Raw genomic sequence first — 24,788 nt, forward strand, 5'->3', positions numbered from 1 at the left:
CGGTTAACTATTTATCACTATGACAAATATGAATGGATTCTGACATCCTGCATTTATTTTCCGGTGGTGGACTGCTGCTATTGTTCTCGCAGACAGGAGCGCCGTGATGACCGCCACCCCGGTACTGGAAATGCGCCATATCGCCAAAGCTTTTGGCAAATTCTACGCGCTGAAGGGCGTCGACCTGACGGTCTGGCCCGGCGAGATCCACGCCCTGATGGGGGAGAACGGCGCCGGAAAAAGCACGCTGATGAAGATCCTCGCCGGCGCCTATACCGCCACCAGCGGCGAGATCCTGATCGACGGAAAACCGCAAACGATCCGCGGCCCCAAGGACGCGCTGGCCGCCGGGATCACGTTGATCTACCAGGAGATGCAGCTGGCGCCGAACCTGACCGTCGCGGAAAACATTTTCCTCGGCAGCGAGCTGGCACGTGGTGGCCTGGTGCAGCGCAAAGCCATGCTCAGCCAGGCGCAGGCGGTGATCGACCGTCTCGGCGCCCAGTTCAGGGCCAGCGACCGGGTGATGACCCTGACCATCGCCGAGCAGCAGCAAGTGGAGATCGCCCGCGCTCTGCACCGTCAAAGCCGCATTCTGGTGATGGATGAACCCACCGCCGCCCTCTCCTCGCGGGAAACCCAGCGCCTGTTCGACCTCATCCTGCGCCTGCGCGATGAGGGGATGGCGATTATCTATATCAGCCACCGCATGGCGGAAGTGTATGAGCTCTCCGACCGGGTCAGCGTCCTGCGCGACGGGCAGTATGTCGGCAGCCTGGTGCGCGACAAGCTCAACGCACCGGAGCTGGTGCGCATGATGGTCGGCCGTCCGCTCAGCGATCTGTTCAATAAAGAGCGCGATATTCCCCGCGGCCAGCCGCGCCTGCGGGTCGAGGATCTGACCGATGGCGGTAAGGTTAAGCCCAGCAGCCTGGTGGTGCATGCCGGCGAAATCGTCGGCCTCGCCGGGCTGGTCGGCGCCGGACGCTCCGAACTGGCGCAGCTGATCTTTGGCGTGCGCAAAGCCACCGGCGGGGTGATCGAGATCGACGGCGAGCCGGTGGTGATCCACTCGCCGCGCGAAGCCATCGACCATGGAATCGGCTTTCTGACCGAAAATCGCAAAGAGCAGGGCCTGTTTCTCGAACTGGCGGCCCAGGAAAACATCACCATGGCGACGCTGGAGCGCGACGCGACCTGGGGGATGCTCAATCGCCGTAAGGCGCAAACTATTTCCGATGACGCCATCCAGCTGCTGAACATCCGCGTACCGCACGCCCAGGTGCGCGCCGGCGGGCTGTCCGGCGGCAACCAGCAGAAATTATTGATTTCACGCTGGGTGGCGATTGGCCCGCGCATTCTGATCCTTGATGAACCCACCCGCGGCGTCGACGTCGGCGCGAAAAGCGAGATTTACCGCATCATGAACGACATGGCGCGCCAGGGCGTCGCCATTCTGATGATCTCCAGCGAACTGCCCGAAGTGGTGGGCATGAGCGACCGGGTCTATGTGATGCGCGAAGGGACTATCGCCGGCGAGCTGCAGTCCGGCGATATCAGCCAGGAACAGATCATGACGCTGGCCACCGGCGTGAACGATTCTCACCTTAAGGCAGGGCAACTATGAGCATACCGAAAGAGACCTCCGCGCCGGTCGCGAAATCCGCTTCGGCGAAAAAAATGCTGATGGGCGACCTGATGCAGACCGTCGGCATTCTGCCGATCCTCATCCTGATCGTCGCCGTCTTCGGCTTTATCGCCCCCAACTTCTTCACGGAAAGCAATCTGCTGAATATCACCCGCCAGGCCTCGATCAACATTGTGCTGGCGGCGGGAATGACCTTCATCATCCTCACCGGCGGCATTGACCTTTCCGTCGGCTCCATTCTCGGCACCACCGCGGTGGCGGCAATGGTGGTCTCGCTGATCCCGGAGCTGGCGTTGCTGTCGATTCCGGCGGCGCTGATGCTCGGCCTGCTGCTCGGCCTGTTCAACGGCGCGCTGGTGGCCTTCGCCGGGCTACCGCCGTTTATTGTCACTCTCGGCACCTATACGGCGCTGCGCGGCGCCGCCTATCTGCTGGCCGACGGCACCACGGTGATCAACTCCGATATCAGCTTCGAGTGGATCGGCAATGACTACCTCGGCCCGGTGCCGTGGCTGGTGGTCATCGCCCTGGCGGTTATCGCGGTGTGCTGGTTTATCCTGCGCCGAACCACCCTTGGGGTGCATATCTACGCGGTGGGCGGCAACATGCAGGCGGCGCGGCTGACCGGCATTAAAGTCTGGCTGGTGCTGTTGTTTGTCTATGGCATGAGCGGCCTGCTCTCCGGCCTTGGCGGAGTGATGAGCGCCTCCCGGCTGTACAGCGCCAACGGTAACCTCGGGGTCGGCTACGAGCTGGACGCCATCGCCGCGGTCATTCTTGGCGGCACCAGCTTCGTCGGCGGGATCGGCACCATCACCGGTACGCTGGTGGGGGCGCTGATTATCGCCACCCTCAATAACGGTATGACCCTGATGGGGGTCTCCTACTTCTGGCAACTGGTGATCAAAGGGGCGGTGATCATCATTGCGGTGCTGATCGACAAATACCGTACCCGACATCATCAAAGTGCATAACAACACCATCTTACCTGCGAGGAAAAGCGAATGCGTTTAAAACCGATAGTCACCGCGCTGTGTGCTGGCGCGCTGCTGGCCGCCTCCCCTTTTGCGTCGGCCAAAGAGCTGAAAGCGATTGGCGTGACGGTGGGCGACCTTGCCAACCCGTTCTTTGTGCAGATCACCAAGGGCGCGGAGCTGGAAGCCCGCAAGCTGGCGGGGGATAACGTCAAAGTGACGCTGGTCTCCAGCGGCTACGATCTGGGCCAGCAGGTGGCGCAGATCGATAACTTTATCGCCGCCAAAGTCGATATGATTATCCTCAACGCCGCCGATTCGAAAGGCATTGGCCCGGCGGTGAAACGGGCCAAAGAGGCCGGGATCGTGGTGGTGGCGGTTGACGTTGCCGCCGAAGGGGCCGACGCCACCATCACCTCCGATAACACCCAGGCGGGCGAGCTGGCCTGTAAATACATTAGCGATCGTCTGAACAACAAAGGCAACGTGGTGATCATCAACGGGCCGCCGGTCTCCGCCGTACAAAACCGCGTCGAAGGCTGCGAAACGGAGTTCAAAAAACACCCGGATATAAAAATTCTGTCCTCCAACCAGAACGCCAAAGGCAGCCGGGAAGGCGGACTGGAGGTGATGACCTCCCTGCTGGCGGCCAATCCGAAGATTGACGGCGTGTTCGCGATCAACGATCCGACAGCGATTGGCGCCGATCTGGCAGCGAAACAGGCGCAGCGCAGCGAGTTCTTCATCGTCGGCGTCGACGGCAGCCCGGACGGCGAAGAGGCACTGAAGCGTAAGAACTCCTTGTTTGTCGCAACGCCGGCGCAGGATCCCCAGGTGATGGCGGCGAAGGCGGTGGAAATTGGCTACAACATCCTGCAGGGCAAACCGGCCCCAACCGCGCCGGTGCTGATCCCGGTGACCATGATCGACAAAAACAACGTCAGCTCTTACAAAGGCTGGACCGTGAAATAAGCGCAACCGGGCGCACGATCGTTCCGCCGATTGTGCGCTACGCTTAACAAGTATGACGGCGCGGAGTAGCGATCATGGAACGTAAAGGCATTATTGCCGCAGGCAACATGCTGGTCGATCATGTCCACCAGATCAGACAGTGGCCGGAGCGCGGCTGGCTGGTGGAGATTATGCATAGCGAACGCGCCACCGGCGGCGCGCCGCTGAACGTCCTGCTGACCCTGGCCAAAATGCACGCCGGCCTGCCGCTGCAGGCGGTCGGCCTGATTGGCGAGGATAACGATGGCGACTACATTACCGCCATGCTCGATCAGTACCATATCAATCGCCAGCTCGTGCAGCGCACCAGCTCTGCCCCCACCTCGATGACTCAGGTGATGACCGACGCTGACGGTCAGCGTACCTTTTTTCACTCCCCCGGCGCCAACCGCCTGCTTGACCTTCCGGCCTTTGAGCCGCTGGATGCGCCGCTGAAAATTTTCCATCTCGGCTATCTGCTGCTGCTTGAGAGTCTCGATCGCCCCGACGAAGTGTACGGCACCCGCAGCGCGCGACTGCTGGCGCAGATGCGCGAGCGAGGCTATGAGGTTTCCCTCGATCTGGTGTCGCGCAAGGGCGACCCGCGCTACCGCCCGCTGGTCCTGCCGGCGCTGGCGCATCTTGACTACCTGACCATCAATGAACTGGAAGCCAGCGAGTTTAGCGGGCTGGAGATTCGGCTACCCAACGGCGAGCCGCACGTCGCCAATATCGCCAGCGCCGCCAGCGCATTGCTTGACGCCGGCGTGCGCCAACGGGTGGTGATCCACTGCCCGGAGGGGGCATGGGGCGTCTCACGTACAGAAGCCGGGCGCTGGGTGCCGTCATGGCGGCTGCCGCCGGAGGAGATTGTCGGCAGCGTCGGCGCCGGGGATGCCTTCTGCGCCGGCCTGCTGTACGGCAGCCACGAACGCTGGCCGTTAACCGACAGTCTGCAGCTGGCCCACGCCTGCGCCCGCGCCAGCCTGCAGGCTGCCAATGCGATCGACGGCGCCAAAACGCTCACTGAGCTACAGACGTTTATTCAGTTGCAAAATAATTAGAAGGGTTGACTCCCCCAGCAATGGCCAGGCCGGTTAGACAGCTTCCCGCCCTATGCCGCCTTCTCGCTGTGGGTCACGTCGGCGGAAAAGACATAGCCCAGGCCGCGCAGCGTTTTAATCAGCGTCGGCTGATGCGGGTTCAGCTCGATTTTGCGCCGCAGGCGCATGATCAGCACATCGATGGTGCGGTCGAACACCTCGGTGCTTTCGGTATGGGTCAGCGCCAGCAACTGTTCGCGGTTCAGTACCCGGCGGGCGTTCTGCGCCAGCGCCAGCAGCAAACCGTATTCTCCCTGGGTCAGCGGGATCGCCTGCTGCTGCGGGTTATACAGCTCACAGCGGGTGGTATCCAGCCGCCAGCCGTTGAACGTCAGGCCGGCGGCGACGCCCGGCGCCTCGCTGGCCAGCGCCCCGCTGCGCCGCAGCACCGCCTTCACCCGGGCGACCACCACCCGCGAACTGAACGGTTTGGCGATGTAATCATCGGCGCCCATCTCCAGGCCCACCACCACATCGGACTCACTGCCCAGGCCGGAGAGCATCACCACCGGCAGCTCCGGCCGGGTGCGCTGCAGCTGCTGAAGCACCTGCAGGCCATTGGTATCCGGCAGGATCATATCCAGCAAAACCAGCGCGATGTCCGCCCGCTGCGCCACCGTCGCCAGCGCGTCGCCGCCGGTCTGGCAGACCAGCACCTCAAACGCGTGCGCGCCGAGCACATCTCTGAGCAGCTCGCCCATCGCTATGTCGTCATCGACCACTAAAATGACCGGTTTCATCTTTGCCTCTGCCCGCGGGGAGTTAGTGTCAGTCTGATCGATTCTGCAAGGCTGCGCCGACAAATTCCTCTCCCGGTGACATTTTTTCAAGCGCCGTCACATCTCCAGGGTATCGACACGTCAAATCTGTCGACAGGCTGTTTTTCGTCAGCATTTCGCCCAAAAAAGCCGCGTATCATCAAGGAATACCCACAATGAAAATATGGCATAGAAGATGCATAGTGACGGCGCGATAGCGCAAACGCGCCCATTGAATAACTGGAGCAAGACCGATGAAAAAAGTCGTCACGGTTTGCCCGTATTGCGCATCAGGTTGCAAAATCAATCTGGTGGTCGATAACGGCAAAATCGTTCGGGCTGAAGCGGCGCAGGGGAAAACCAACCAGGGAACCCTGTGCCTGAAAGGCTATTATGGCTGGGACTTTATTAACGATACCCAGATCCTGACGCCGCGCCTGAAAACCCCCATGATCCGTCGTCAACGCGGCGGCAAGCTGGAAGCTGTCTCCTGGGATGAGGCGCTGGATTACGTCGCCACTCGCCTCAGCGCCATTAAAGCCAAATATGGCCCGGATGCGATCCAAACCACCGGCTCCTCCCGCGGCACCGGTAATGAAACCAACTATGTGATGCAAAAATTCGCGCGCGCCGTTATTGGTACCAATAACGTCGACTGCTGCGCTCGCGTCTGACACGGCCCTTCGGTTGCAGGTCTGCACCAGTCGGTCGGTAACGGCGCCATGAGTAATGCCATCACAGAGATTGATAACACCGATCTGGTGTTTATCTTCGGCTACAACCCGGCGGATTCCCACCCTATCGTGGCGAATCACGTCATTAACGCTAAACGCAACGGGGCGAAAATTATCGTCTGCGACCCGCGCAAAATTGAAACCGCGCGCATCGCCGATATGCACATTGCGCTGAAGAACGGCTCGAATATCGCGCTGCTCAACGCGATTGGCCACGTGATTATTGAAGAGGATCTGTACGATAAATCCTTCGTCGCCAGCCGTTCCGAAGGCTTCGAGGAGTATCGCAAAATCGTTGAAGGCTACACGCCGGAGTCGGTGGAGGAGATCACCGGGGTCAGCGCCCAGGAGATCCGCGCCTGCGCCCGGATGTACGCCAGCGCCAAATCCGCCGCCATTCTGTGGGGCATGGGCGTTACCCAGTTCTACCAGGGCGTGGAGACCGTGCGTTCCCTGACCAGCCTGGCGATCCTCACCGGCAACCTCGGCAAACCGAGCGTCGGCGTCAACCCGGTGCGTGGCCAGAACAACGTCCAGGGCGCCTGCGATATGGGTGCGCTGCCGGATACCTATCCAGGCTACCAGTACGTTAAGTTCCCGGAAAACCGCGAGAAGTTCGCCAAAGCCTGGGGCGTCGACAGCCTGCCGGCGCATACCGGCTATCGCATCAGCGAGCTGCCGCACCGCGCGGCGCACGGTGAAGTGCGGGCGGCGTACATTATGGGTGAAGATCCGCTGCAGACCGATGCTGAACTGTCAGCGGTGCGCAAAGCGTTCGACGATCTGGAACTGGTGATCGTCCAGGACATTTTCATGACCAAAACCGCCTCCGCGGCCGACGTCATCCTGCCGTCCACGTCGTGGGGCGAGCACGAAGGCGTGTACACCGCAGCGGACCGCGGCTTCCAGCGCTTCTTTAAAGCCGTGGAGCCGAAGTGGGATCTGAAAACCGACTGGCAGATCATCAGCGAAATCGCTACCCGGATGGGTTATCCGATGCACTACAACAACACCCAGGAGATCTGGGACGAGTTGCGGCATTTGTGCCCGGACTTCTACGGCGCCACCTACGAGAAAATGGGTGAGCTCGGCTATGTGATGTGGCCGTGCCGCGATGAGTCCGACGCCGATCAGGGGACGTCGTATCTGTTTAAAGAGAAGTTCGATACCCCGAACGGGCTGGCGCAGTTCTTCACCTGCGACTGGGTCGCGCCGATCGATAAGCTCACCGACGAGTACCCGATGGTGCTGTCGACGGTGCGCGAAGTCGGCCACTACTCGTGCCGTTCAATGACCGGTAACTGCGCGGCGCTGGCGGCGCTGGCGGATGAGCCTGGCTATGCGCAAATCAACACCGCCGACGCCGAACGGTTAGGCATTGAGGATGAAGCGCTGGTGTGGGTGAATTCGCGCAAGGGTCGGATCATCACCCGCGCGCAGGTCAGCGACCGGCCGAATAAAGGCGCGGTGTATATGACCTACCAGTGGTGGATTGGCGCCTGTAACGAGCTGGTGTCGGAGAACCTGAGCCCAATAACCAAAACGCCGGAGTACAAGTACTGCGCGGTCAACGTTGAGCGGATTGCCGATCAGCGCGCGGCGGAACAGTACGTGATCGACGAGTACAACAAGCTGAAATCCCGCCTGCGCGAAAGCGCGATGGGTTAAGGTTCGACGGCCATACCCGATATCCGGGAACCCTCCCCGGTGGCGCTTACGCTTACCGGGGCTACCAACCGAATACCGAACCGTAGCCCGGATAAGGTGCTACGCGCCGCTATCCGGGTATTCACCCCGCTAATTCCCGCCATTTTCTTCTTTTTCGCCTCCCTTTATACTGCGCGCTATGTTCCTTGCTGATAATAAATACAAATGAAATACCTCTTTTTATTTTTACTGGTTTTCACCAGCGGCGCAGCGGTGGCCACCGAACCCGGCAGTCAGTATCAACAGCAGGCGGAAGCCGGCGATCGTCGCGCGCAATATTACCTTGCGGATACCTGGGTCAGCTCCGGCGATTATCAGAAAGCCGAATTCTGGGCCCAGAAAGCAGCGGCGCAAGGCGATGGTGACGCGCTGGCCCTGCTGGCGCAGCTCAAAATTCGCAATCCGCAGCAGGCGGACTATCCGCAGGCCCGCCAGCTGGCGGAAAAAGCCGTTAAGGCCGGCAGTAAATCCGGGGAAATCGTCCTCGCGCGGGTGCTGGTGAACCGTCAGGCCGGTCCCACCGACGTGGCGCACGCCATCACGCTCCTGCAGGATGCCGCCCAGGACAGCGAAAGCGATGCGGCGGTAGACGCCCAGATGCTGCTCGGGCTGATCTACGCCAGCGGTGTGCACGGCCCGGAAGATGATGTGAAAGCGAGCGAATACTTCAAAGGCAGCTCAGCGCTCTCGCGGACCGGCTATGCCGAATACTGGGCCGGGATGATGTTCCAGCAGGGGGAGAAAGGCTTTATCGAACCGAATAAGCAGAAGGCGCTGCACTGGCTGAACGTTAGCTGTCTTGAGGGATTTGATACCGGCTGCGAAGAGTTTGACAGGATCAGTAAAGGATAAGAAAAAGCCCGGCACTCGCGCCGGGCTTTGTGTTTTATTGGGCGGTTTTATCAAACTTGCCCAGCACTTCGCGTTCATACGCCAGCGCTTTTTTACGGTCGAACTTATGCTCCCACTTGGCGATAACCAGCACCGCCAGCGCATTGCCCACCACGTTCAGCGCGGTACGCGCCATGTCGAGGATACGGTCAACGCCGGCGATAAAGGCGAGACCTTCCAGCGGGATCCCGACGCTGCCCAGGGTGGCCAGCAGCACGACAAAGGAGACGCCCGGCACGCCAGCGATCCCCTTCGAGGTCACCATCAGGGTCAGCACCAGGGTGATCTCCTGCCAGATGGAGAGGTCGATGCCGTAGAGCTGGGCGATAAAGATCGCCGCAATGCTCTGATACAGCGTTGAGCCATCGAGGTTAAAGGAGTAGCCGGTCGGCACCACGAAGCTGGTGATCGACGCCGGCGCGCCATAGGCTTCCATTTTCTCGATAATTCGCGGCAGCACACTCTCGGAGCTGGCGGTGGAGTAAGCCAGAATCAGCTCATCTTTTAGGATGCGGATCAGGATCCAGATGCTCAGGCCGCACAGGCGGGCGACAATCCCCAGCACCACCAGCGCGAAAAACAGGATCGCGAAGTAAACCAGCAGCACCAGCTTGGCCAACGGCCACAGCGAGGCGAACCCGAAGGTGGCGACGGTCACTGAAATCAGGGCGAACACCCCGATCGGCGCATAGCGCATCACCATATGGGTGACTTTGAACATGGTTTCGGAGATGGAGCGGAAGACCGTCACCAGCGGTTCACGGTGCGTCGCCGGCAGCGAGGAGAGCCCCAGACCAAACAGCACCGAGAAGAAAATAATCGGCAGCATATCGCCTTTCGCCATCGACGCCACGATGTTGGTTGGCACCAGCGACAGGATGGTGCCCATCAGGCCATGCGCATGGCTCTGCACCTCAGCGGTGGTATTCTGGTATTTCGAAATATCAACCGCCGCCAGCTGCGACATATCAATGCCCGTTCCCGGCTGAAAGACGTTGGCCAGGGTGATACCCAGCACGATCGCCACCGTGGTGATCACTTCGAAATAGATAATCGTTTTGGCGCCGATCCGGCCTAACTGTTTGGCATCGCCCACGCCGGCAATCCCGACCACCAGGGTCGAAATAACAATCGGGACCACGATCATTTTAATCAGATGGATAAAGATATCGCCCGCCGGTGTCAGCAAATTGCTAATCAACCAATCGCGACTTTCGGCGTGGTAATGCAGATAACTGCCCAGAAGGATACCCAGCACCAGGGCTAGCAAAATTTGCCAGGCCAGACTGACTTTTTTTGTTTTCTTCACTACTGACTTCCTCAATGAAAGGCACCATTCCTTTTCGTCATGGTACCCACTGCAGGGGGTATGAATTGTGTTGCGTTGCTTTGTGGGGTTATTTAACGCGCAATATCAGTATCATTTGCACGGCATGCTGCGCAAGCCTTTAAGAACAGGGCTTTCCTCTGCTTTTCTGCATAAAGCAGCGAATTTCCCCCAGTTACCTTGCATAAGTATTTGTAATAAAAAATATTTCACATCATCCATTTCTATAAATTCATTTGCGTAATTATTTCACTTCAAAGTTTCATTTGACGAAATTTCACTCAGTTGAATCATTGCGTGATCTGCCCCCCAATTAACAAACAAAGCTGTCAAAACCCCTACTCTTAACGTTTGTTTGACATATATTTAACAAGTTCAAAGGAGAAAAAAAGCCATGAGCCAAATACACAAACACCCTATTCCCGCTAACATTGCGGAACGTTGCCTGATTAACCCGGATCAGTACAAGGCGCAGTATCAACAATCCATAACCGACCCTGATACATTCTGGGGCGAGCAGGGGAAAATCCTTGACTGGATGCGCCCCTACACCCGCGTGAAGAATACCTCCTTCGCGCCAGGTAACATTTCCATCAAATGGTATGAAGACGGCACCCTGAACCTCGCCGCCAACTGCCTCGACCGCCACCTCGCCGAGCGCGGCGATCAAACCGCCATCATCTGGGAAGGCGACGACGCCAGCCAGAGCAAGCACATCACCTACCGTGAACTGCATGCGGACGTGTGCCGCTTCGCCAATGTGCTGCTCGGCCTCGGGATTAAAAAAGGCGACGTGGTCGCCATCTATATGCCGATGGTGCCGGAAGCCGCGGTGGCGATGCTGGCCTGCGCCCGCATCGGCGCCATCCACTCGGTGATTTTCGGTGGCTTCTCGCCGGAGGCAGTGGCCGGACGCATTATCGACTCCAGCTCGCGCCTGGTGATCACCGCGGATGAAGGGCTGCGCGCCGGTCGCGCCATCCCGCTGAAGAAAAACGTCGATGACGCGCTGAAAAACCCGAACGTAAACAGCATTGAACACGTCGTGGTCCTGAAACGTACCGGCGGTAAAATCGACTGGCAGGAAGGCCGCGATCTGTGGTGGAGCGATCTGATGGCGAACGCCAGCGCCGAACACCGCCCCGTCGAGATGAACGCCGAAGATCCGCTGTTCATCCTCTATACCTCTGGCTCCACCGGTAAACCGAAAGGGGTGTTGCACACCACCGGCGGCTATCTGGTCTACGCGGCCACCACCTTTAAATACGTTTTCGATTACCACCCGGGCGATATTTACTGGTGCACCGCCGATGTCGGCTGGGTCACCGGCCACAGCTATCTGCTGTACGGCCCGCTGGCCTGCGGCGCCACCACTCTGATGTTCGAAGGGGTGCCGAACTGGCCAACCCCGGCGCGTATGTGCCAGGTCGTCGATAAGCATAAGGTCAGCATTCTGTATACCGCTCCGACGGCGATCCGTGCCCTGATGGCGGAAGGCGACAAGGCTATCGAAGGCACAGACCGCTCCTCGCTGCGCATTCTCGGCTCGGTCGGCGAACCCATTAACCCGGAAGCCTGGGAGTGGTACTGGAAGAAGATCGGTAACGAGAAGTGCCCGGTGATGGACACCTGGTGGCAGACCGAAACCGGCGGCTTTATGATCACCCCGCTGCCGGGGGCGATTGAGCTGAAGGCTGGCTCCGCTACCCGCCCGTTCTTCGGCGTTCAGCCGGTGCTGGTGGATAACGAAGGGCTGCCGCTGGATGGCGCCACCGAGGGCAATCTTGCCATCGCCGACTCCTGGCCCGGCCAGGCGCGTACCCTGTTCGGGGATCATGAGCGCTTTGAGCAAACCTACTTCTCCACCTTCAAAAATATGTACTTTAGCGGCGACGGCGCGCGCCGAGATGAAGATGGCTATTACTGGATCACCGGCCGCGTGGATGACGTACTGAACGTCTCCGGCCACCGTCTGGGTACTGCCGAGATCGAATCGGCGCTGGTGTCGCACCCGAAAATCGCCGAAGCGGCAGTGGTCGGTATTCCGCACAACATCAAGGGCCAGGCTATCTACGCCTACGTGACGCTCAATCACGGTGAAGAACCGACGCCGGAGCTGTATGCGGAAGTACGTAACTGGGCGCGTAAAGAGATTGGCCCGCTGGCGACGCCGGATGTTCTGCACTGGACCGATTCGTTGCCAAAAACCCGCTCGGGCAAAATCATGCGCCGCATTCTGCGCAAGATCGCCGCGGGCGACACCAGCAACCTCGGCGATACCTCGACTCTCGCCGATCCTGGCGTAGTGGAAAAACTGCTCGAAGAGAAGCAGGCCATTACCATGCCTTCTTAAGTAAGGACCGATTCCCTACACCCTCTCCCCCACCGGGGAGAGGATAAAAATAAGTCCCTCCCCCAGGATTTCACTCGCAGGAACGCCGTCAGCGAACCGTATCCCGGCCTTTAACGCCGGAGGGGTTGCTGTCGCCAGCGTCCGCTGCGTGGATGACGAAAGGGAGACCTCTGGAGACGCTAAGATGAATGAACAACTTTGTCAGCGGATAGAAAATAGTGCGCATTTCAGGGAGCTGGTAGCATCACGGCAACGGTTTGCCGCCATTCTGTCAGTGATTATGTTAGTGATCTATGTGGGCTTTATTCTGCTTATCGCCTTCGCGCCAGGCTGGCTCGGCACGCCGCTGCACGCCGGGACCAGCGTCACCCGCGGGATCCCGCTGGGCATCGGGGTGATCGTCATTTCGTTTGTTCTCACCGGTATTTATGTCTGGCGGGCCAACGGTGAATTTGACCGTTTGACCAAGAGCGTTCTCAACGAGGTAAAAGCATGATCAAGAGAGTCCTGACGGCGCTCGCCGCCACGCTGCTGCCCCTCGGCGTTCAGGCCGCAGACGCCATTACCGGCGCGGTACAGCGCCAGCCGACCAACTGGCAAGCGATTGTCATGTTCCTGATTTTCGTCGCCCTGACCCTGTACATCACTTACTGGGCGTCAAAACGGGTGCGTTCGCGCAGCGATTACTACACCGCCGGCGGCAATATCACCGGTTTCCAGAACGGGCTGGCGATTGCCGGCGACTTTATGTCGGCAGCGTCGTTCCTTGGTATCTCCGCGCTGGTGTATACCTCCGGTTACGACGGTCTGATCTACTCGCTGGGCTTCCTTGTCGGCTGGCCGATTATCCTGTTTCTGATTGCCGAACGTCTGCGCAACCTTGGCCGCTACACCTTTGCCGACGTGGCGTCCTATCGTCTCAAACAGGGACCGATCCGCACCCTCTCCGCCTGCGGCTCGCTGGTGGTGGTGGCCCTCTATCTGATCGCCCAAATGGTTGGCGCCGGCAAGCTGATCCAGCTGCTGTTCGGCCTTAACTATCACGTTGCGGTGGTGCTGGTGGGCGTCCTGATGGTGCTCTATGTCCTGTTCGGCGGCATGCTGGCGACCACCTGGGTGCAGATTATCAAAGCGGTTCTGCTGCTGTTCGGCGCCAGCTTTATGGCCTTTATGGTGATGAAGCACGTCGGCTTCAGCTTCAATAATCTGTTTACCGAAGCGATGGCCGTCCACCCGAAAGGCGCGGCGATTATGAGCCCAGGCGGGCTGGTGAAAGATCCGATATCCGCGCTCTCCCTTGGCCTCGGTCTGATGTTTGGTACCGCCGGCCTGCCGCATATCCTGATGCGTTTCTTTACCGTGAGCGACGCCAAAGAAGCGCGTAAAAGCGTGTTCTACGCCACCGGTTTTATGGGCTACTTCTATATTCTGACCTTTATCATCGGCTTCGGCGCCATCATGCTGGTCGGCGCGAACCCAGTGTTCAAAGACGCGGCCGGGCAGCTTATCGGCGGCAATAATATGGCGGCGGTGCATCTGGCGGATGCGGTGGGCGGCAACCTGTTCCTCGGCTTTATCTCCGCGGTCGCCTTCGCCACTATTCTGGCGGTGGTCGCTGGCTTGACGCTGGCGGGCGCCTCGGCGGTGTCGCACGACCTGTACGCCAACGTCTTCCGTAAAGGGGCGACCGAGCGTCAGGAGCTGAAGGTCTCCAAAATTACGGTGCTGATCCTCGGCGTGGTGGCCATTCTGCTGGGCATCCTGTTCGAAAATCAGAATATCGCTTTCATGGTCGGCCTGGCGTTCTCTATTGCCGCCAGCTGTAACTTCCCGATTATCCTGCTGTCGATGTACTGGTCGAAGCTGACCACCCGCGGGGCGATGATCGGCGGCTGGCTGGGTCTGCTGACGGCGGTGATTCTGATGATCCTCGGCCCGACCATTTGGGTGCAGATCCTCGGTCATGAGAAAGCGCTGTTCCCGTATGAATACCCAGCGCTGTTCTCCATCGCGATCGCCTTTATCGGCATCTGGCTCTTCTCCGCGACCGATAACTCACCGGAAGGGATGCGCGAGCGCGAGCAGTTCCGCGCCCAGTTTATCCGTTCGCAGACAGGGATTGGCATCGAGAAAGGTCAGGCGCATTAAGCTCGCTTTCCCGGCCTGCTGGCCGGGGAAGCAACCCGCGGCATTTAGGTTAATTGTAGGTAAAGTTCAGGGTTCCGTTGGCGTTCGCCTGCCCAGCCTTCACCTCGGAACCGGTTTTATAATAGTTAGTCGTAAAGGAAAGTCTCTCTGTACCTGAAGCCCCTCCCGGGTTGTCCGGATTGCTGAATACGCGGTAACTGGCCTCTGCACCCGAATTCAAAACTGTCGTTCTGCTGGATGAAAACAATGTGAGATCCGTATTCAAGGGTAATGCCTTCCCATTAAGATTCAATTGCACGCCGACACCTGTTGCCGCATCAGGAGCCCATCCCAGGGATATCACGCTATTGTCTGGATTATCTCCTTGAGCTGAAGAGGCCGAGACCTTCAGTGTGACGTTCGTTCCTGGTTCGCAAGTCAGCGTCAGATTTTGTTGTGCAGAACCGACTTTTGTCGCCTTATTAAATTCAGAGGCCCTGACGTTGCCCATCTGAAATAGCAGACTTGTCACGTCAACATCGCACCCCATCGGCACCAGCTGGATTTGCGTGGAACCAGTGACGCGCAAACTGGAAGCTGCCATCGTGCCATCGCCATCTTTGATGGACACCGTTGAGGTTGGGTTACCCAAGGTCAGAGCACTACCGCTGGCGATAGCGCCGCCAGTGGCTATCAATTGCAATTGATAGACAGGGTTGTAGTGAGAGTGGTTATAAAAATAAAACAAGCTCCCCTGCCCCAATAGAAAATTCGCATCTCCTATATAATGTTCGCTATAGTCAGGTTTGATTTGGGTATTGTAACCCTCCATTTGCCCTGTGACATTAAGCCACACTTTTATTCTGATACCGATCCCCGGGACTGAAGTCGTATAGATATGATCGCTGGTGTGAGAACCCACCATTGAGGAAGCCCATTTAAACTGTGCGTAAATACCACCATTACAATTATTCATCGAAGTTTGCGGCCCGGTGATTTTCCCGGAGTCATAGAGAATGGTCCCAGCCGTATAGTTATTCGCACTCAGCAATATTCTTGGCGGCAGGTTGGCAATGGTGACATCCCCGCCATTTATATAGTTGCTGCAGGCCCAGCCACAAACTGGAGACAGCCACAGCAGCAGTAAAAAAACACGTTTCATACTAACTCCATTTATATGTTTTTATGCGCACTATTATTTGTAGGTCACGTTGAAAGTAACGGTAAAAGCCACCTTTCCCGCTGTTACTTTCCCGTCAGGGGTGTACATTCTGGCAATCATATTAAAAACGCGTTCAGCGCCCTCAGGGAGGGCATAGGTATAAGTATCATTTGGCCCCAGGCTTTTCTGATCCACCGCACTTAGCAGCTGTAACCCTACGTTCTTGGCACCATAAATAAGCTCATCCTGATAAATACTGGGATAGGTACTACTATATGAATTACCGTTAAATGTTATCGTCACCGAGGTCATCCCCGTTGAGCAATGCTCAAAGGCAATGGCAACGGCCGTGGCATCACTACTCGCGCCTGGTTTACCGGTCAGACGTTGAAGGGAAACCGTTCCCAGATCGATAGTACTGGAGGGCTTTACCGACACTTCACATACGGGTTCTTCAATCTTACCGCTGACATTAAAATTAACTACACTATTGGCGTTAAAGGGCCAGGCAGGTCTTGCGAAAATGAATAAAACCCCAATGCTAATAATAAGCAATAAGCATGGTTTTATGGATAGCCGGCCATTCCCCCTCTTCATCGCCGCTATCCTGAGATTATGAATTAAAGCCTTTACCCTGGTATTCATCATCGGCAATTCTCTGCATAAAAAACGATATCATCCACTGACTGATCAGATGAAAAATCATAATTGAGATAACACTGGCTATTTTGCGTATCACCCCACTTCACAAATAGCCGGCCTTTTTTGGGTAACCCGGTAATATAGACTTGCCCGGCATCGCCGACAATCGAACTACGACGCTCTTTATCATTCAGATTTTCATCCTCAAGCGTCACCACGGCGCCAAAAGGCACCGCTTTATTTTTGTAGTTGATGGTGACCATGGCCTTATAGCCGATCCAGGTATCATATTTGACTTTAACAATCGCATTTCGCGTCGGGACTACCTTTCTGACAATGTTATCAATTTCCGCACCAGAGACCTGCTGCTCATCAAGAGAGAGATTGTTTTCATGGTAGGGGCGTACAAAAGGCACAACGGCGTATCCAAAAGCATCGGTCGTAATATTCGTCTGCCCCCGAACTGCCACATCGCTGACGCCCGGCGCTTCGACCAGCGCCACGCTCTCGCCCAGATAGCGAGAAAGGGTTACCCCGCCAGAATGGGCAACCATCCCGCCGCGAAGCGAGTAATTGTAGTGCGAGCTATAGCTGTCATACCCGTATCCGGCGGCGACTTCGCCCCGGGAACCCTGATAGTTCAGATTGACGTTTCCAGAGATACTTTTATCGCTGGCGTTGTAGCCTTCCTGCACGTTCCAGTTCAGAGAACGGTCCGCAAACGCAGAACCGCTCAACCCCAGGCTATGGGTCGTGTCGCCCGTCCGGCTGCTGTTCAGGTTGTAGTTAGCCGATATATCCGCGCCAAAAGGCATGCTCATCGTAAGCGATATCATATTATCGCTGGTCGGAGAGCTATCGCTGTTCTGGCCTGTGCTCTGCACATTTCGGCTGTAGGAGTAGTTAATGAAGTAAGAAATGCGACCCAGGGTATTGCTATAGCTCACCCCCAGCGACTCCATACGTGAATTATCCCAATAAGATTCACTGACCAGCGAGAGGGCGAGAGAACCGAACCCGGAGAAAATCTGGGAGGCCGAAGCGTCAAAACGATCTTTAGTCCGCCCCGTTAATGAACAACACCCGCTATGAGCATTTGCCCGGTCAATGAAATTCTGCAGAGAATAATAGCCATGGGTTGAATACCGATATCCGGCAACGGAGAAGTTGGTACCCGTTAATGGAAAATCTTTACTAAAACGCACGCGATAAGACTGCCCCTCGCTGGCAGTGGTATTATCCGCGGTTGGATTTTCTTTTATATCAGCCCAGGACTGAGAAGCATCCAATGAGAGTGCGCCAACAGATCCCAGATTAAACCCAGCTCCCAACAGCGCATTGCTATATTTATCTTCCAGTTGCTGAAAACCGCCGTACAGCGTAACGTTACTCAATGCACCCCAGGCAAGGGTGGATTGCAGAAAATGGTATTCCTTTCCGCCTGAGCTCGCCGAGCGAGTTTTACCGCTGCTGAAAGCATAGTCTATCTGCCCTTCCCGCTGGAGAATCGCCAGCGAGGCAAAAGGCACCACGAAGCTCTGCTCGCCGCCATCAGACTCTTTCACCGTAACATAGAGATCGCCCGCACTCCCCGTTGGATAAAGATCATTTATTTCGAATGCCCCGGGAGAGACCGTGGTTTTATAGATGCTGTATCCATTCTGATATACCGTTACGTCTGCAGTCGTCCGGGCAATGCCTTTGATCACCGGAGCAAAGCCATTCATGCTGTCCGGTAGCATCTCCCTGTCTGCATTCATCTGCACACCGGTGAAGCTGAAGCTGTCAAAGATGCCAGGATAGGTGTAAGTCTGCCCCAGTATCAGCTGGCCTTTCAGAGCATGGATATCGCGCGAAATATAGCTATAGACGGAGTCCCACTGGTTGCCATCATTATCATGATTAAAGGTGCTGTAATTACGTAAACGCCATGGCCCAACGTTCAACCCAGGCTGCAGACTAAGAAACTGATTGGATGTCGATGCGCCTCCGTGCCGCGGATCGTTTTTTTGCCCCGAAAGATTATAGTTAAGCAGCCCGGCGGTAATGCCCTGCTGCCATTGATTCTCGGGGACATAGCCCTGAGGGTGACGCAGCATCGCGACCTGCGGCACGGTAAAATCGACTCGCTGCTGTGAAAGTAAAACCGCCGTTTCCCATCCTGGTATTGCAGGCAGTTTTGCACACTCGGAGCCCTCTATCGTGAGCTCAGGATAATCCTGCGTTTTTATTGACCACTCTTTTAGTTGCGCAACGCTAATACACGGCTCAGCAGACGAATCACTACCTTCCTTTTGTGGCTTAAAGACGATAGTGTCAGAAGCGATAAACTTGTCGTTAATATAAATATCAAGATTATACTGACCAGGAGGTACGGCTTCGCGAGAAATATAAGATAAATCTACGCTTGTCGCACTAGTTTCATTAACTTCAAGTAAATGTGGGTTAAAATACTCCCCAGCGAAAGACGTTAAGGGGATAGCGCCAAGACTGCAAAGTATGGCGATATAGCTACTTTTCAATGAGAATGCATCATTCCATCCAGCGCTATTGAATGATGGCCTTATATTTTGGTCCCGACATACCATAATCATTGATCACACTCCATGTGATTTCTTTTTTCCCAGCTGGAGAGGCATTAGCTACCGGTATTCTTATCGTTGAATAGGGTGCAACAAACCACGCCTCGGGTACTGCTTTACCATTAATAAAAATCTCAGAGAAATTCATATAGAGAGGAGAATCATTTTTTACCTTAATGGCTCTGCCATCATTTGACCATTGCAGTTTTTGAGCAAATTCTTCCGGAATAGCATTTTTTAAAGCTGCAGGCCGATAAATGAGTTTAATCCTTGAGTTAATCGCAAATTGCACTATATTTTTATCTGATACGTCATCCGTTGCAGGAATTCCTTTAATATTGAGCCACAACATAGACTCTCGATCTTCCGGCATCGGTTTGCCTGTACGAAGAATGCGTACAAATCCTTTTTCTCCTGCCTTCAAGCGAAAAAGAGGCGGGGTGGTAATAAAGGAGTCTTTCGCGGGTGATGTCTCATCAACGATGGCTAACCATGACTGGACGATATTTGTAACATTATCTTTATTCTGAACAGAGACGGTGGTTGTCTTTTTTGTTCCATCAAAGATAACGCGCGTTCCGCCAACAACTACGCTAGCCTGCGAAACTGAAATAGAGAAAAAAAAACACACTAAACATAATAATCTGTTCATAGCCTTGTCCAAACAGGGAAAGCAAACTGCTTTCCCTTGATATAGTGATTAATTAATAATAGGTTACGTTATAGGTTACGGTCGTCTTCACTGGGCCTTTAGTTGGAGCAGAGGAACCTGACTTAGCCATTTTTACGATAAACGGAATGGTCGCTTCCCCAGAAGAAATATCGACATCAGAACCTTCAGTATTGTTCTTTTGCAATACGCCAGCGCCATCAAAAATAGCAACAGCAACATTGGTTGCTGGTGTTCCTGTAGCCTGGTTTCGAAAATAATCACTATTAAATTTATCTGCTTCACCACCAAAGGTAATTCGGGCTTTGGTCAGAGCACCTTCGCCCGTAGGGCAACCGGCCAGTGTGAAAGAGAAGTTCTTCGCGGCGCTATAGACGTTCGCTGTTAAATCTGCTACCGAGACAGTCCCCATTTCAATAGATGAAGCATTATTATCAATACTGGCGGAACATGTGGTTTCGGCCACCGTCCCCGTGAAGTCGATAGTATTATTCGCATGAGACATTGCCACCAAAGAGCAGCCAGAAGATAAAGCTAAAATCTTAGCTAACGTTTTGAAATTTGCTTTCATTTGTATTCCCCTATTTATTCAGAATAACAATCAATCCATCAATTGTTTATGGCAAGCTATTAGCGAATGAGATTGGATACCAACGTTCTTAACTGCTGGTATATTTCTTAGGGAAATGTATGGCTTGCATTTAACATTAGTTCAAATGCAAGAGCTTTAATTCCACTTGAATCCATTCAATAATAAAAGCTCACGCAAACAAGATAACGGAAACCAGGAGTATTCTCAACAATAGAAGAAAGGCTAATTCAAAGTCATAAATGTCTGTCATTAATAACCATCATATATGCATTAAAAATATGCAAATAAAATCATTGAGTTATAATATCAAAATATTCATTATTAAAATATTCAAACACATACAAATAAATATAGTAAATAAAACAATATTCAAATAGAAACATTTGGTTACGAACTATCGATAAATAATTAAGAATAATCATGGCGGATTAAAGAAAAACCAGACAAGGGTTATCAATAAATAATATTAGAACTAAGACTAATTAAGGATTATTTTCCCTGGCAACAATCAGAGATAGTGATAAATCCCCAATCAAGTTGTTCCATTAATCACCATGCCACCAGGTTAATCCGTAAAAAATAGCTGAAATGAGCGCGGAGTGACTTTTAAAACAGTGCCCAGCGCACCAAAGGCGCGGCCAGCACCATCACGACTCCGGAAAGCATCATCACCAGGCTGGCGACGACGCCCTCCTGTGGGCCAAGCTCATAAGATCGTGCGGTACCAGCGCCATGTGATGCTGCGCCAAACCCCGCTCCTTTCGCCATTCCTGCGCGAATAGAAAGTCGCAGAAACAGTACATCACCTATCGTCATACCGAATACCCCGGTGACAACAACAAACAGAGCGACTAAATCAGGCTGGCCGCCCAGCGGCTTCGCTGCGGCAAGGGCAAAGGGCGTCGTTACCGAGCGCACAGCCAGGCTCCGCTGGATCTCATCAGGCAGCGTCAACCATCTCGCCAGCCAGACCGAACTGGTCACCGCAACAACCGACGCGGTGATCACCCCGGCGGTGAGTGACATCCAGTGGCGTTTAATCACCGCGACATTTTCATAGACCGGGACGGCAAAAGCGATGGTCGCCGGGCCCAGCAGCCAGAGCAGCCAGTGGGTCTCCCCCATATAGCTCTGATAGGAGATGTGGCCTACCACCAGAATCAGCACCAGCAGGATCGGCGTGAACACCAGCGGCATCAGCGGCAGTTTATGAAAACGGCGATACAGTTTTTTGTTGGCATAATAAAGGCCCAGGGTCGCCAGCAGACACAGGATACTCAGCACGACATCGCTCATTTATTTATCCTGCTCACTTCGTAACGATAGACCTTGTCAACGACCCAGGCGGTGGCGCCCAGCACCATCAGCGTGCTTAACGCAATCACCAGAAAAATCCGCCAGCCGTCGACCATCAGCAGTTGAGCATAATTGACCACCGCCACCACCGCCGGGACAAAAAACAGCAGCATTTCCGCCAGCAACCAGCGGGCGCCGGCGCGAACCCAGTTCAGGGGGATCACCCGGCAGACGATCAGCAGCAGGAGCATCACCATGCCGACCAGGTTGGCCGGCAGCGGCACCTGCCAGGTGTTCACCAGATATTGCGCGAAGATAAATAACCCGACGTAGAGAAGTACCTGCACCGGGATCTGAAGACGTTGCGCCACGACGGGGACAACGCGAGCTGGCGCGAAGGCCATGAGCGATATTCCTGGAAAAAAGAAGTCAGGGGTGCAGTATAGAGAGCCGCCGACGCGGACAGAAATGAATTAAAATCATCGCAGGTATAGTCTCAGGGAATAATTATGGATATCCGAACGCTGCGCTATTTTGTTGAAGTGGTTCGTCAGCAGAGTTTTACTCGCGCGGCGGAAAAGCTGTTCGTCACGCAGCCCACCATCAGCAAGATGCTCAAAAATCTCGAAGATGAACTGAACTGCACGCTGTTGATCCGCGATGGCCGCAAACTACTGCTCACCGATACCGGACGCGTGGTTTTTGAACGCGGCCAGGCGATCCTCGGCGAGTTCAGCCAGCTGGAGTCAGAGCTGAGCGATATCAACCACCTGCATAAGGGGGTGCTGCGGCTGGGCATTCCGCCGATGGTCGGGATGCTGATGGCCGAGCCGATCAGCCGTTTTCGCGAACGCTACCCGGGCGTCGAGTTGAAAATCGCCGAGTTTGGCGGCCTGACGGTTCAGCAGGCGGTCAGCAACGGCGAGCTTGATATGGCGATGACCGCCCTGCCGATCGAAGAAGGAAGCAGCCTCACCACCTTACCGTTGTTCAACCACCCGCTGTGCGTCCTGGCGCCCAGGACCGCGACGTGGGAAGGCAAGACCTCGCTCTCGCCGGCGGAGCTGGCGGCGCATCCGCTGGTTATTTACAACGAAGATTTCGCCCTCAGCCAGCAGTTGATGCGCCTCTTTGCCGAGCATGATGTGAAGCCGCGGATCGCCGTGCGCAGCGGTCAGTGGGATTTTCTCGCCGCCATGGTGCAGGCCGGCATTGGCGTGGCGATCCTGCCGGAGCCGATTTGCCAGCGTCTCGACCCGCAGAATTTTTGCTGGATCCCATTGCAAAGCGAGCTGCGCTGGGAGCTGGGGATGATTTGGCGGGAAGGGGTGTATATGTCGCGCAGCGCTGAGGCCTGGCTGGCCTGCAGTAAAGCGTTCTGGCTGGAATAACGCCTGGCGGCGCCAGGCTGGTGCGCATCGGGTGGATACCGCGGAGGTTGTCGGCCCGGTAAGGCGTCAGCTGCCCGGGGGCACACGTGCGTTACGAGAGATCACCCGGCGGCGCTACGCCACCGGGTCTGACGATCACTGATCTTCGATTAACAGCGCTTCCAGCAGGTCGAGGTCGTGCAGCAGCTTCTGCAGCGTCTCGTTGCTGATCTGCCGGGTGGCGCGCAGATGGTACAGCTCGCCACGTTCAGAGCGCAGCGCCGCCAGGCGGAAGCGGCGTTCCAGACTCTCTTCGAGCATGGAGGTCTCCACGTCGTTACGCCCATCGGCGCGGCGGCGCAGGTTACCGATCACCCGTGAACTGACTTCGGTCAGCAGCTGGTTATCGATATTCTCTTTGGTGTCCGCCGCCAGCCGCTCTTCCATCTTCTGGATAGCCACAATCGCCACGTCCGCCGTCGCCGCGCGCGCCAGACGCTCCTCTTTCCGCTGCTGCACATTATCGCTCGATTCAATGTGACGCAGCAGGATCGGCAGCGCAATCACCCCAACGAACAACGAGAACAGGATCACCCCGGCGGCGAGGAAAATCAGCTCATAGCGCGCCGGAAAGACATTCCCGTCCGGCAGCAACAGCGGAATAGAGAGCACACCGGCGAGGGTAATCGCCCCGCGCACCCCGGCAACGGAGGAGATCAGCAGCTCGCGCGTGGTCCAGGAGCCAAACTCCATCGGTTTCTTCTTCAGGAAGCGCTGGCTAAGCTTACGCATCGACCACAGCCAGCCAAAACGCACCAGCATCAGCGCGGCATAGATCAGGATGATGTCGGTAAACAGCATCCAGGTCTCGACGTTGGGGTCGGCTTCCGCCGCCACCAGCGAGCTGGAGAGGATATCCGGCAGCTGCAGGCCCAACAGCAGAAACACCATGCCGTTAAAGACAAACTCCAGCATCGCCCAGGTGCTGTTGGCGCGCAGGCGCATCGCCAGCGGCGCGGTACGCATCACGCCGGAACGGGTGATGGTCATCCCTGCCGCCACCGCCGCCAGAATGCCGGAGACGCCGATATGTTCGGCAATCAGATAGGAGGCAAACGGCAGCAGGAACAGCAGGACGATCTGCGTGGCGGGCTCGTCACCGCCCCAGCGGCTGAGGAAGCGCATCGAGCGGCCATACGACCAGCTCACCACAAACCCGGCCAGCACGCCGCCAATCGCCACCTTCAGAAACTCAACGGTGGCGCCGCCGACGGTAAAGACCATGGTGCCCATCGCCACCGCGACGGCAAACTTGAGCGAGACCAGGCCGGAGGCGTCGTTCATTAGCGCCTCACCCTGCAGAATACCCATGATTTTTTTCGGTATCCGCCCTTCCCCGACGATACCCGAGAGCGCCACGGCATCAGTCGGCGACAGTACGGCCGCCAGCGCGAACGCCGGGATAAGCGGAATGCCCGGCACAATCCAGTAGATCAGAAAGCCGATGCCGACCACCGTCACGACCACCAGCGCCAGCGCCAGGCCAAGGATCTCGCGCCCGTGCTCAATGAATTCGCGGGTCGGCGTTTTCCAGCCGTCGGCGAACAGCAGCGGCGGGATAAACAGGACCAGAAACAGCTCTGGATCAAATTCAACGTGCAAACCAAAGGTCGGCCACGCCAGAAGCGCGCCAATGGCGATTTGCATCAGTGGGAGTGGAACCTGAAAGGGCAGTACGCGCGTCACTACCCCGGAGAGTGAGACCACAAGGGTCATGATGAGGATGGTAAAGAATATTTCCATGTGTTCCCTGTTTGCTGCGTTTTCTTTTATACCTGTGAGGCGTCTTGCCTGTGAATCAT

20 protein-coding genes and 1 pseudogene are annotated in these 24,788 nt (G+C 56.0%); 10 read left to right on the forward strand and 11 right to left on the reverse strand.

Annotated elements, in window-relative coordinates; translation table 11 throughout:
* The first annotated feature begins 106 nt into the window (after positions 1–106).
* From ACLH1I_RS19330 to ACLH1I_RS19345, 4 genes are all read left to right on the forward strand, one after another.
* On the forward strand, positions 107–1,627 hold the full coding sequence (locus ACLH1I_RS19330; RefSeq protein WP_032456860.1) for a sugar ABC transporter ATP-binding protein: 1,521 nt from the start codon (positions 107–109) through the stop codon (positions 1,625–1,627).
* On the forward strand, positions 1,624–2,622 hold the full coding sequence (locus ACLH1I_RS19335; protein ID WP_004206363.1) for an ABC transporter permease subunit: 999 nt from the start codon (positions 1,624–1,626) through the stop codon (positions 2,620–2,622). The genes ACLH1I_RS19330 and ACLH1I_RS19335 overlap by 4 nt, the downstream gene beginning before the upstream one ends.
* Positions 2,623–2,652: 30 nt before the next feature.
* Entirely contained in the window at positions 2,653–3,594 is a 942-nt protein-coding gene (locus tag ACLH1I_RS19340; protein WP_004206362.1) for an ABC transporter substrate-binding protein, read from the forward strand.
* A gap of 74 nt (positions 3,595–3,668) precedes the next feature.
* The gene (locus tag ACLH1I_RS19345; RefSeq protein ID WP_017900095.1) at positions 3,669–4,676 is read left to right on the forward strand and encodes a carbohydrate kinase family protein; all 1,008 of its coding nucleotides are present in this window, start codon (positions 3,669–3,671) and stop codon (positions 4,674–4,676) included.
* A gap of 50 nt (positions 4,677–4,726) precedes the next feature.
* Here the strand turns inward: ACLH1I_RS19345 and ACLH1I_RS19350 are convergent, their stop codons facing one another.
* A complete protein-coding gene (locus ACLH1I_RS19350; RefSeq protein WP_004206359.1) occupies positions 4,727–5,455 on the reverse strand; it encodes a response regulator in 729 nt (242 codons plus the stop codon).
* A 272-nt stretch (positions 5,456–5,727) separates the two neighbouring features.
* On the opposite strand from ACLH1I_RS19350, the gene fdhF reads away from it, so the two are divergent.
* Both fdhF and ACLH1I_RS19360 read left to right on the forward strand, forming a co-directional pair.
* Entirely contained in the window at positions 5,728–7,875 is a 2,148-nt protein-coding gene (fdhF, locus tag ACLH1I_RS19355) for a formate dehydrogenase subunit alpha (RefSeq protein WP_077598907.1), read from the forward strand.
* 204 nt (positions 7,876–8,079) lie between these two features.
* Complete coding sequence (locus ACLH1I_RS19360; RefSeq protein ID WP_004206356.1) at positions 8,080–8,766, forward strand: tetratricopeptide repeat protein; 687 nt, start codon at positions 8,080–8,082, stop codon at positions 8,764–8,766.
* Between the two features lie 34 nt (positions 8,767–8,800).
* Here the strand turns inward: ACLH1I_RS19360 and gltP are convergent, their stop codons facing one another.
* Both gltP and ACLH1I_RS19370 read right to left on the reverse strand, forming a co-directional pair.
* Entirely contained in the window at positions 8,801–10,114 is a 1,314-nt protein-coding gene (gltP, locus tag ACLH1I_RS19365; protein WP_004206354.1) for a glutamate/aspartate:proton symporter GltP, read from the reverse strand.
* Between the two features lie 111 nt (positions 10,115–10,225).
* Positions 10,226–10,426: pseudogene (locus ACLH1I_RS19370) on the reverse strand (hypothetical protein).
* 100 nt (positions 10,427–10,526) lie between these two features.
* On the opposite strand from ACLH1I_RS19370, the gene acs reads away from it, so the two are divergent.
* The 3 genes from acs to actP all read left to right on the forward strand — a co-directional run bounded on the left by acs (position 10,527) and on the right by actP (position 14,633).
* On the forward strand, positions 10,527–12,485 hold the full coding sequence (gene acs, locus ACLH1I_RS19375; protein WP_198079874.1) for an acetate--CoA ligase: 1,959 nt from the start codon (positions 10,527–10,529) through the stop codon (positions 12,483–12,485).
* A gap of 184 nt (positions 12,486–12,669) precedes the next feature.
* Positions 12,670–12,981, forward strand: coding sequence for a DUF485 domain-containing protein (locus ACLH1I_RS19380; RefSeq protein ID WP_004206350.1), 312 nt, complete (start codon positions 12,670–12,672; stop codon positions 12,979–12,981).
* The gene (gene actP, locus ACLH1I_RS19385; protein WP_025999225.1) at positions 12,981–14,633 is read left to right on the forward strand and encodes a cation/acetate symporter ActP; all 1,653 of its coding nucleotides are present in this window, start codon (positions 12,981–12,983) and stop codon (positions 14,631–14,633) included. Before ACLH1I_RS19380 ends, actP begins: the two co-directional genes overlap by 1 nt.
* Before the next feature lie 49 nt (positions 14,634–14,682).
* Here the strand turns inward: actP and ACLH1I_RS19390 are convergent, their stop codons facing one another.
* The 7 genes from ACLH1I_RS19390 to ACLH1I_RS19420 form a co-directional block, all read right to left on the reverse strand.
* Entirely contained in the window at positions 14,683–15,774 is a 1,092-nt protein-coding gene (locus tag ACLH1I_RS19390) for a type 1 fimbrial protein (protein ID WP_198079872.1), read from the reverse strand.
* A 33-nt stretch (positions 15,775–15,807) separates the two neighbouring features.
* Positions 15,808–16,422 (reverse strand): fimbrial protein, encoded by a 615-nt coding sequence (locus ACLH1I_RS19395; RefSeq protein WP_017900099.1) that lies wholly within the window; start codon positions 16,420–16,422, stop codon positions 15,808–15,810.
* A complete protein-coding gene (locus tag ACLH1I_RS19400; RefSeq protein WP_198079871.1) occupies positions 16,419–19,010 on the reverse strand; it encodes a fimbria/pilus outer membrane usher protein in 2,592 nt (863 codons plus the stop codon). Before ACLH1I_RS19400 ends, ACLH1I_RS19395 begins: the two co-directional genes overlap by 4 nt.
* Positions 18,964–19,650 carry a fimbrial assembly chaperone gene (locus tag ACLH1I_RS19405; protein ID WP_048322709.1) on the reverse strand — a complete coding sequence of 229 codons (687 nt, stop codon included), beginning with the start codon at positions 19,648–19,650 and terminating at the stop codon, positions 18,964–18,966. Before ACLH1I_RS19405 ends, ACLH1I_RS19400 begins: the two co-directional genes overlap by 47 nt.
* A gap of 52 nt (positions 19,651–19,702) precedes the next feature.
* Positions 19,703–20,239 (reverse strand): fimbrial protein, encoded by a 537-nt coding sequence (locus ACLH1I_RS19410; RefSeq protein ID WP_017900102.1) that lies wholly within the window; start codon positions 20,237–20,239, stop codon positions 19,703–19,705.
* A gap of 627 nt (positions 20,240–20,866) precedes the next feature.
* Complete coding sequence (locus ACLH1I_RS19415) at positions 20,867–21,556, reverse strand: LrgB family protein (protein WP_032456852.1); 690 nt, start codon at positions 21,554–21,556, stop codon at positions 20,867–20,869.
* Positions 21,553–21,960 carry a CidA/LrgA family protein gene (locus tag ACLH1I_RS19420; RefSeq protein ID WP_032456851.1) on the reverse strand — a complete coding sequence of 136 codons (408 nt, stop codon included), beginning with the start codon at positions 21,958–21,960 and terminating at the stop codon, positions 21,553–21,555. Before ACLH1I_RS19420 ends, ACLH1I_RS19415 begins: the two co-directional genes overlap by 4 nt.
* 105 nt (positions 21,961–22,065) lie before the next feature.
* Here ACLH1I_RS19420 and ACLH1I_RS19425 point away from each other — a divergent pair, with 105 nt between their 5' ends.
* The gene (locus ACLH1I_RS19425; RefSeq protein ID WP_004206335.1) at positions 22,066–22,947 is read left to right on the forward strand and encodes a LysR family transcriptional regulator; all 882 of its coding nucleotides are present in this window, start codon (positions 22,066–22,068) and stop codon (positions 22,945–22,947) included.
* Between the two features lie 135 nt (positions 22,948–23,082).
* Here ACLH1I_RS19425 and ACLH1I_RS19430 read toward each other — a convergent pair whose 3' ends face one another.
* Complete coding sequence (locus ACLH1I_RS19430; protein ID WP_004206334.1) at positions 23,083–24,729, reverse strand: Na+/H+ antiporter; 1,647 nt, start codon at positions 24,727–24,729, stop codon at positions 23,083–23,085.
* Positions 24,730–24,788 lie beyond the last annotated feature (59 nt).

It is taken from the genome of Klebsiella sp. 1SOBk10mer (genome assembly GCF_046602535.1).
In the GTDB taxonomy this organism is placed as follows: domain Bacteria; phylum Pseudomonadota; class Gammaproteobacteria; order Enterobacterales; family Enterobacteriaceae; genus Klebsiella; species Klebsiella quasipneumoniae.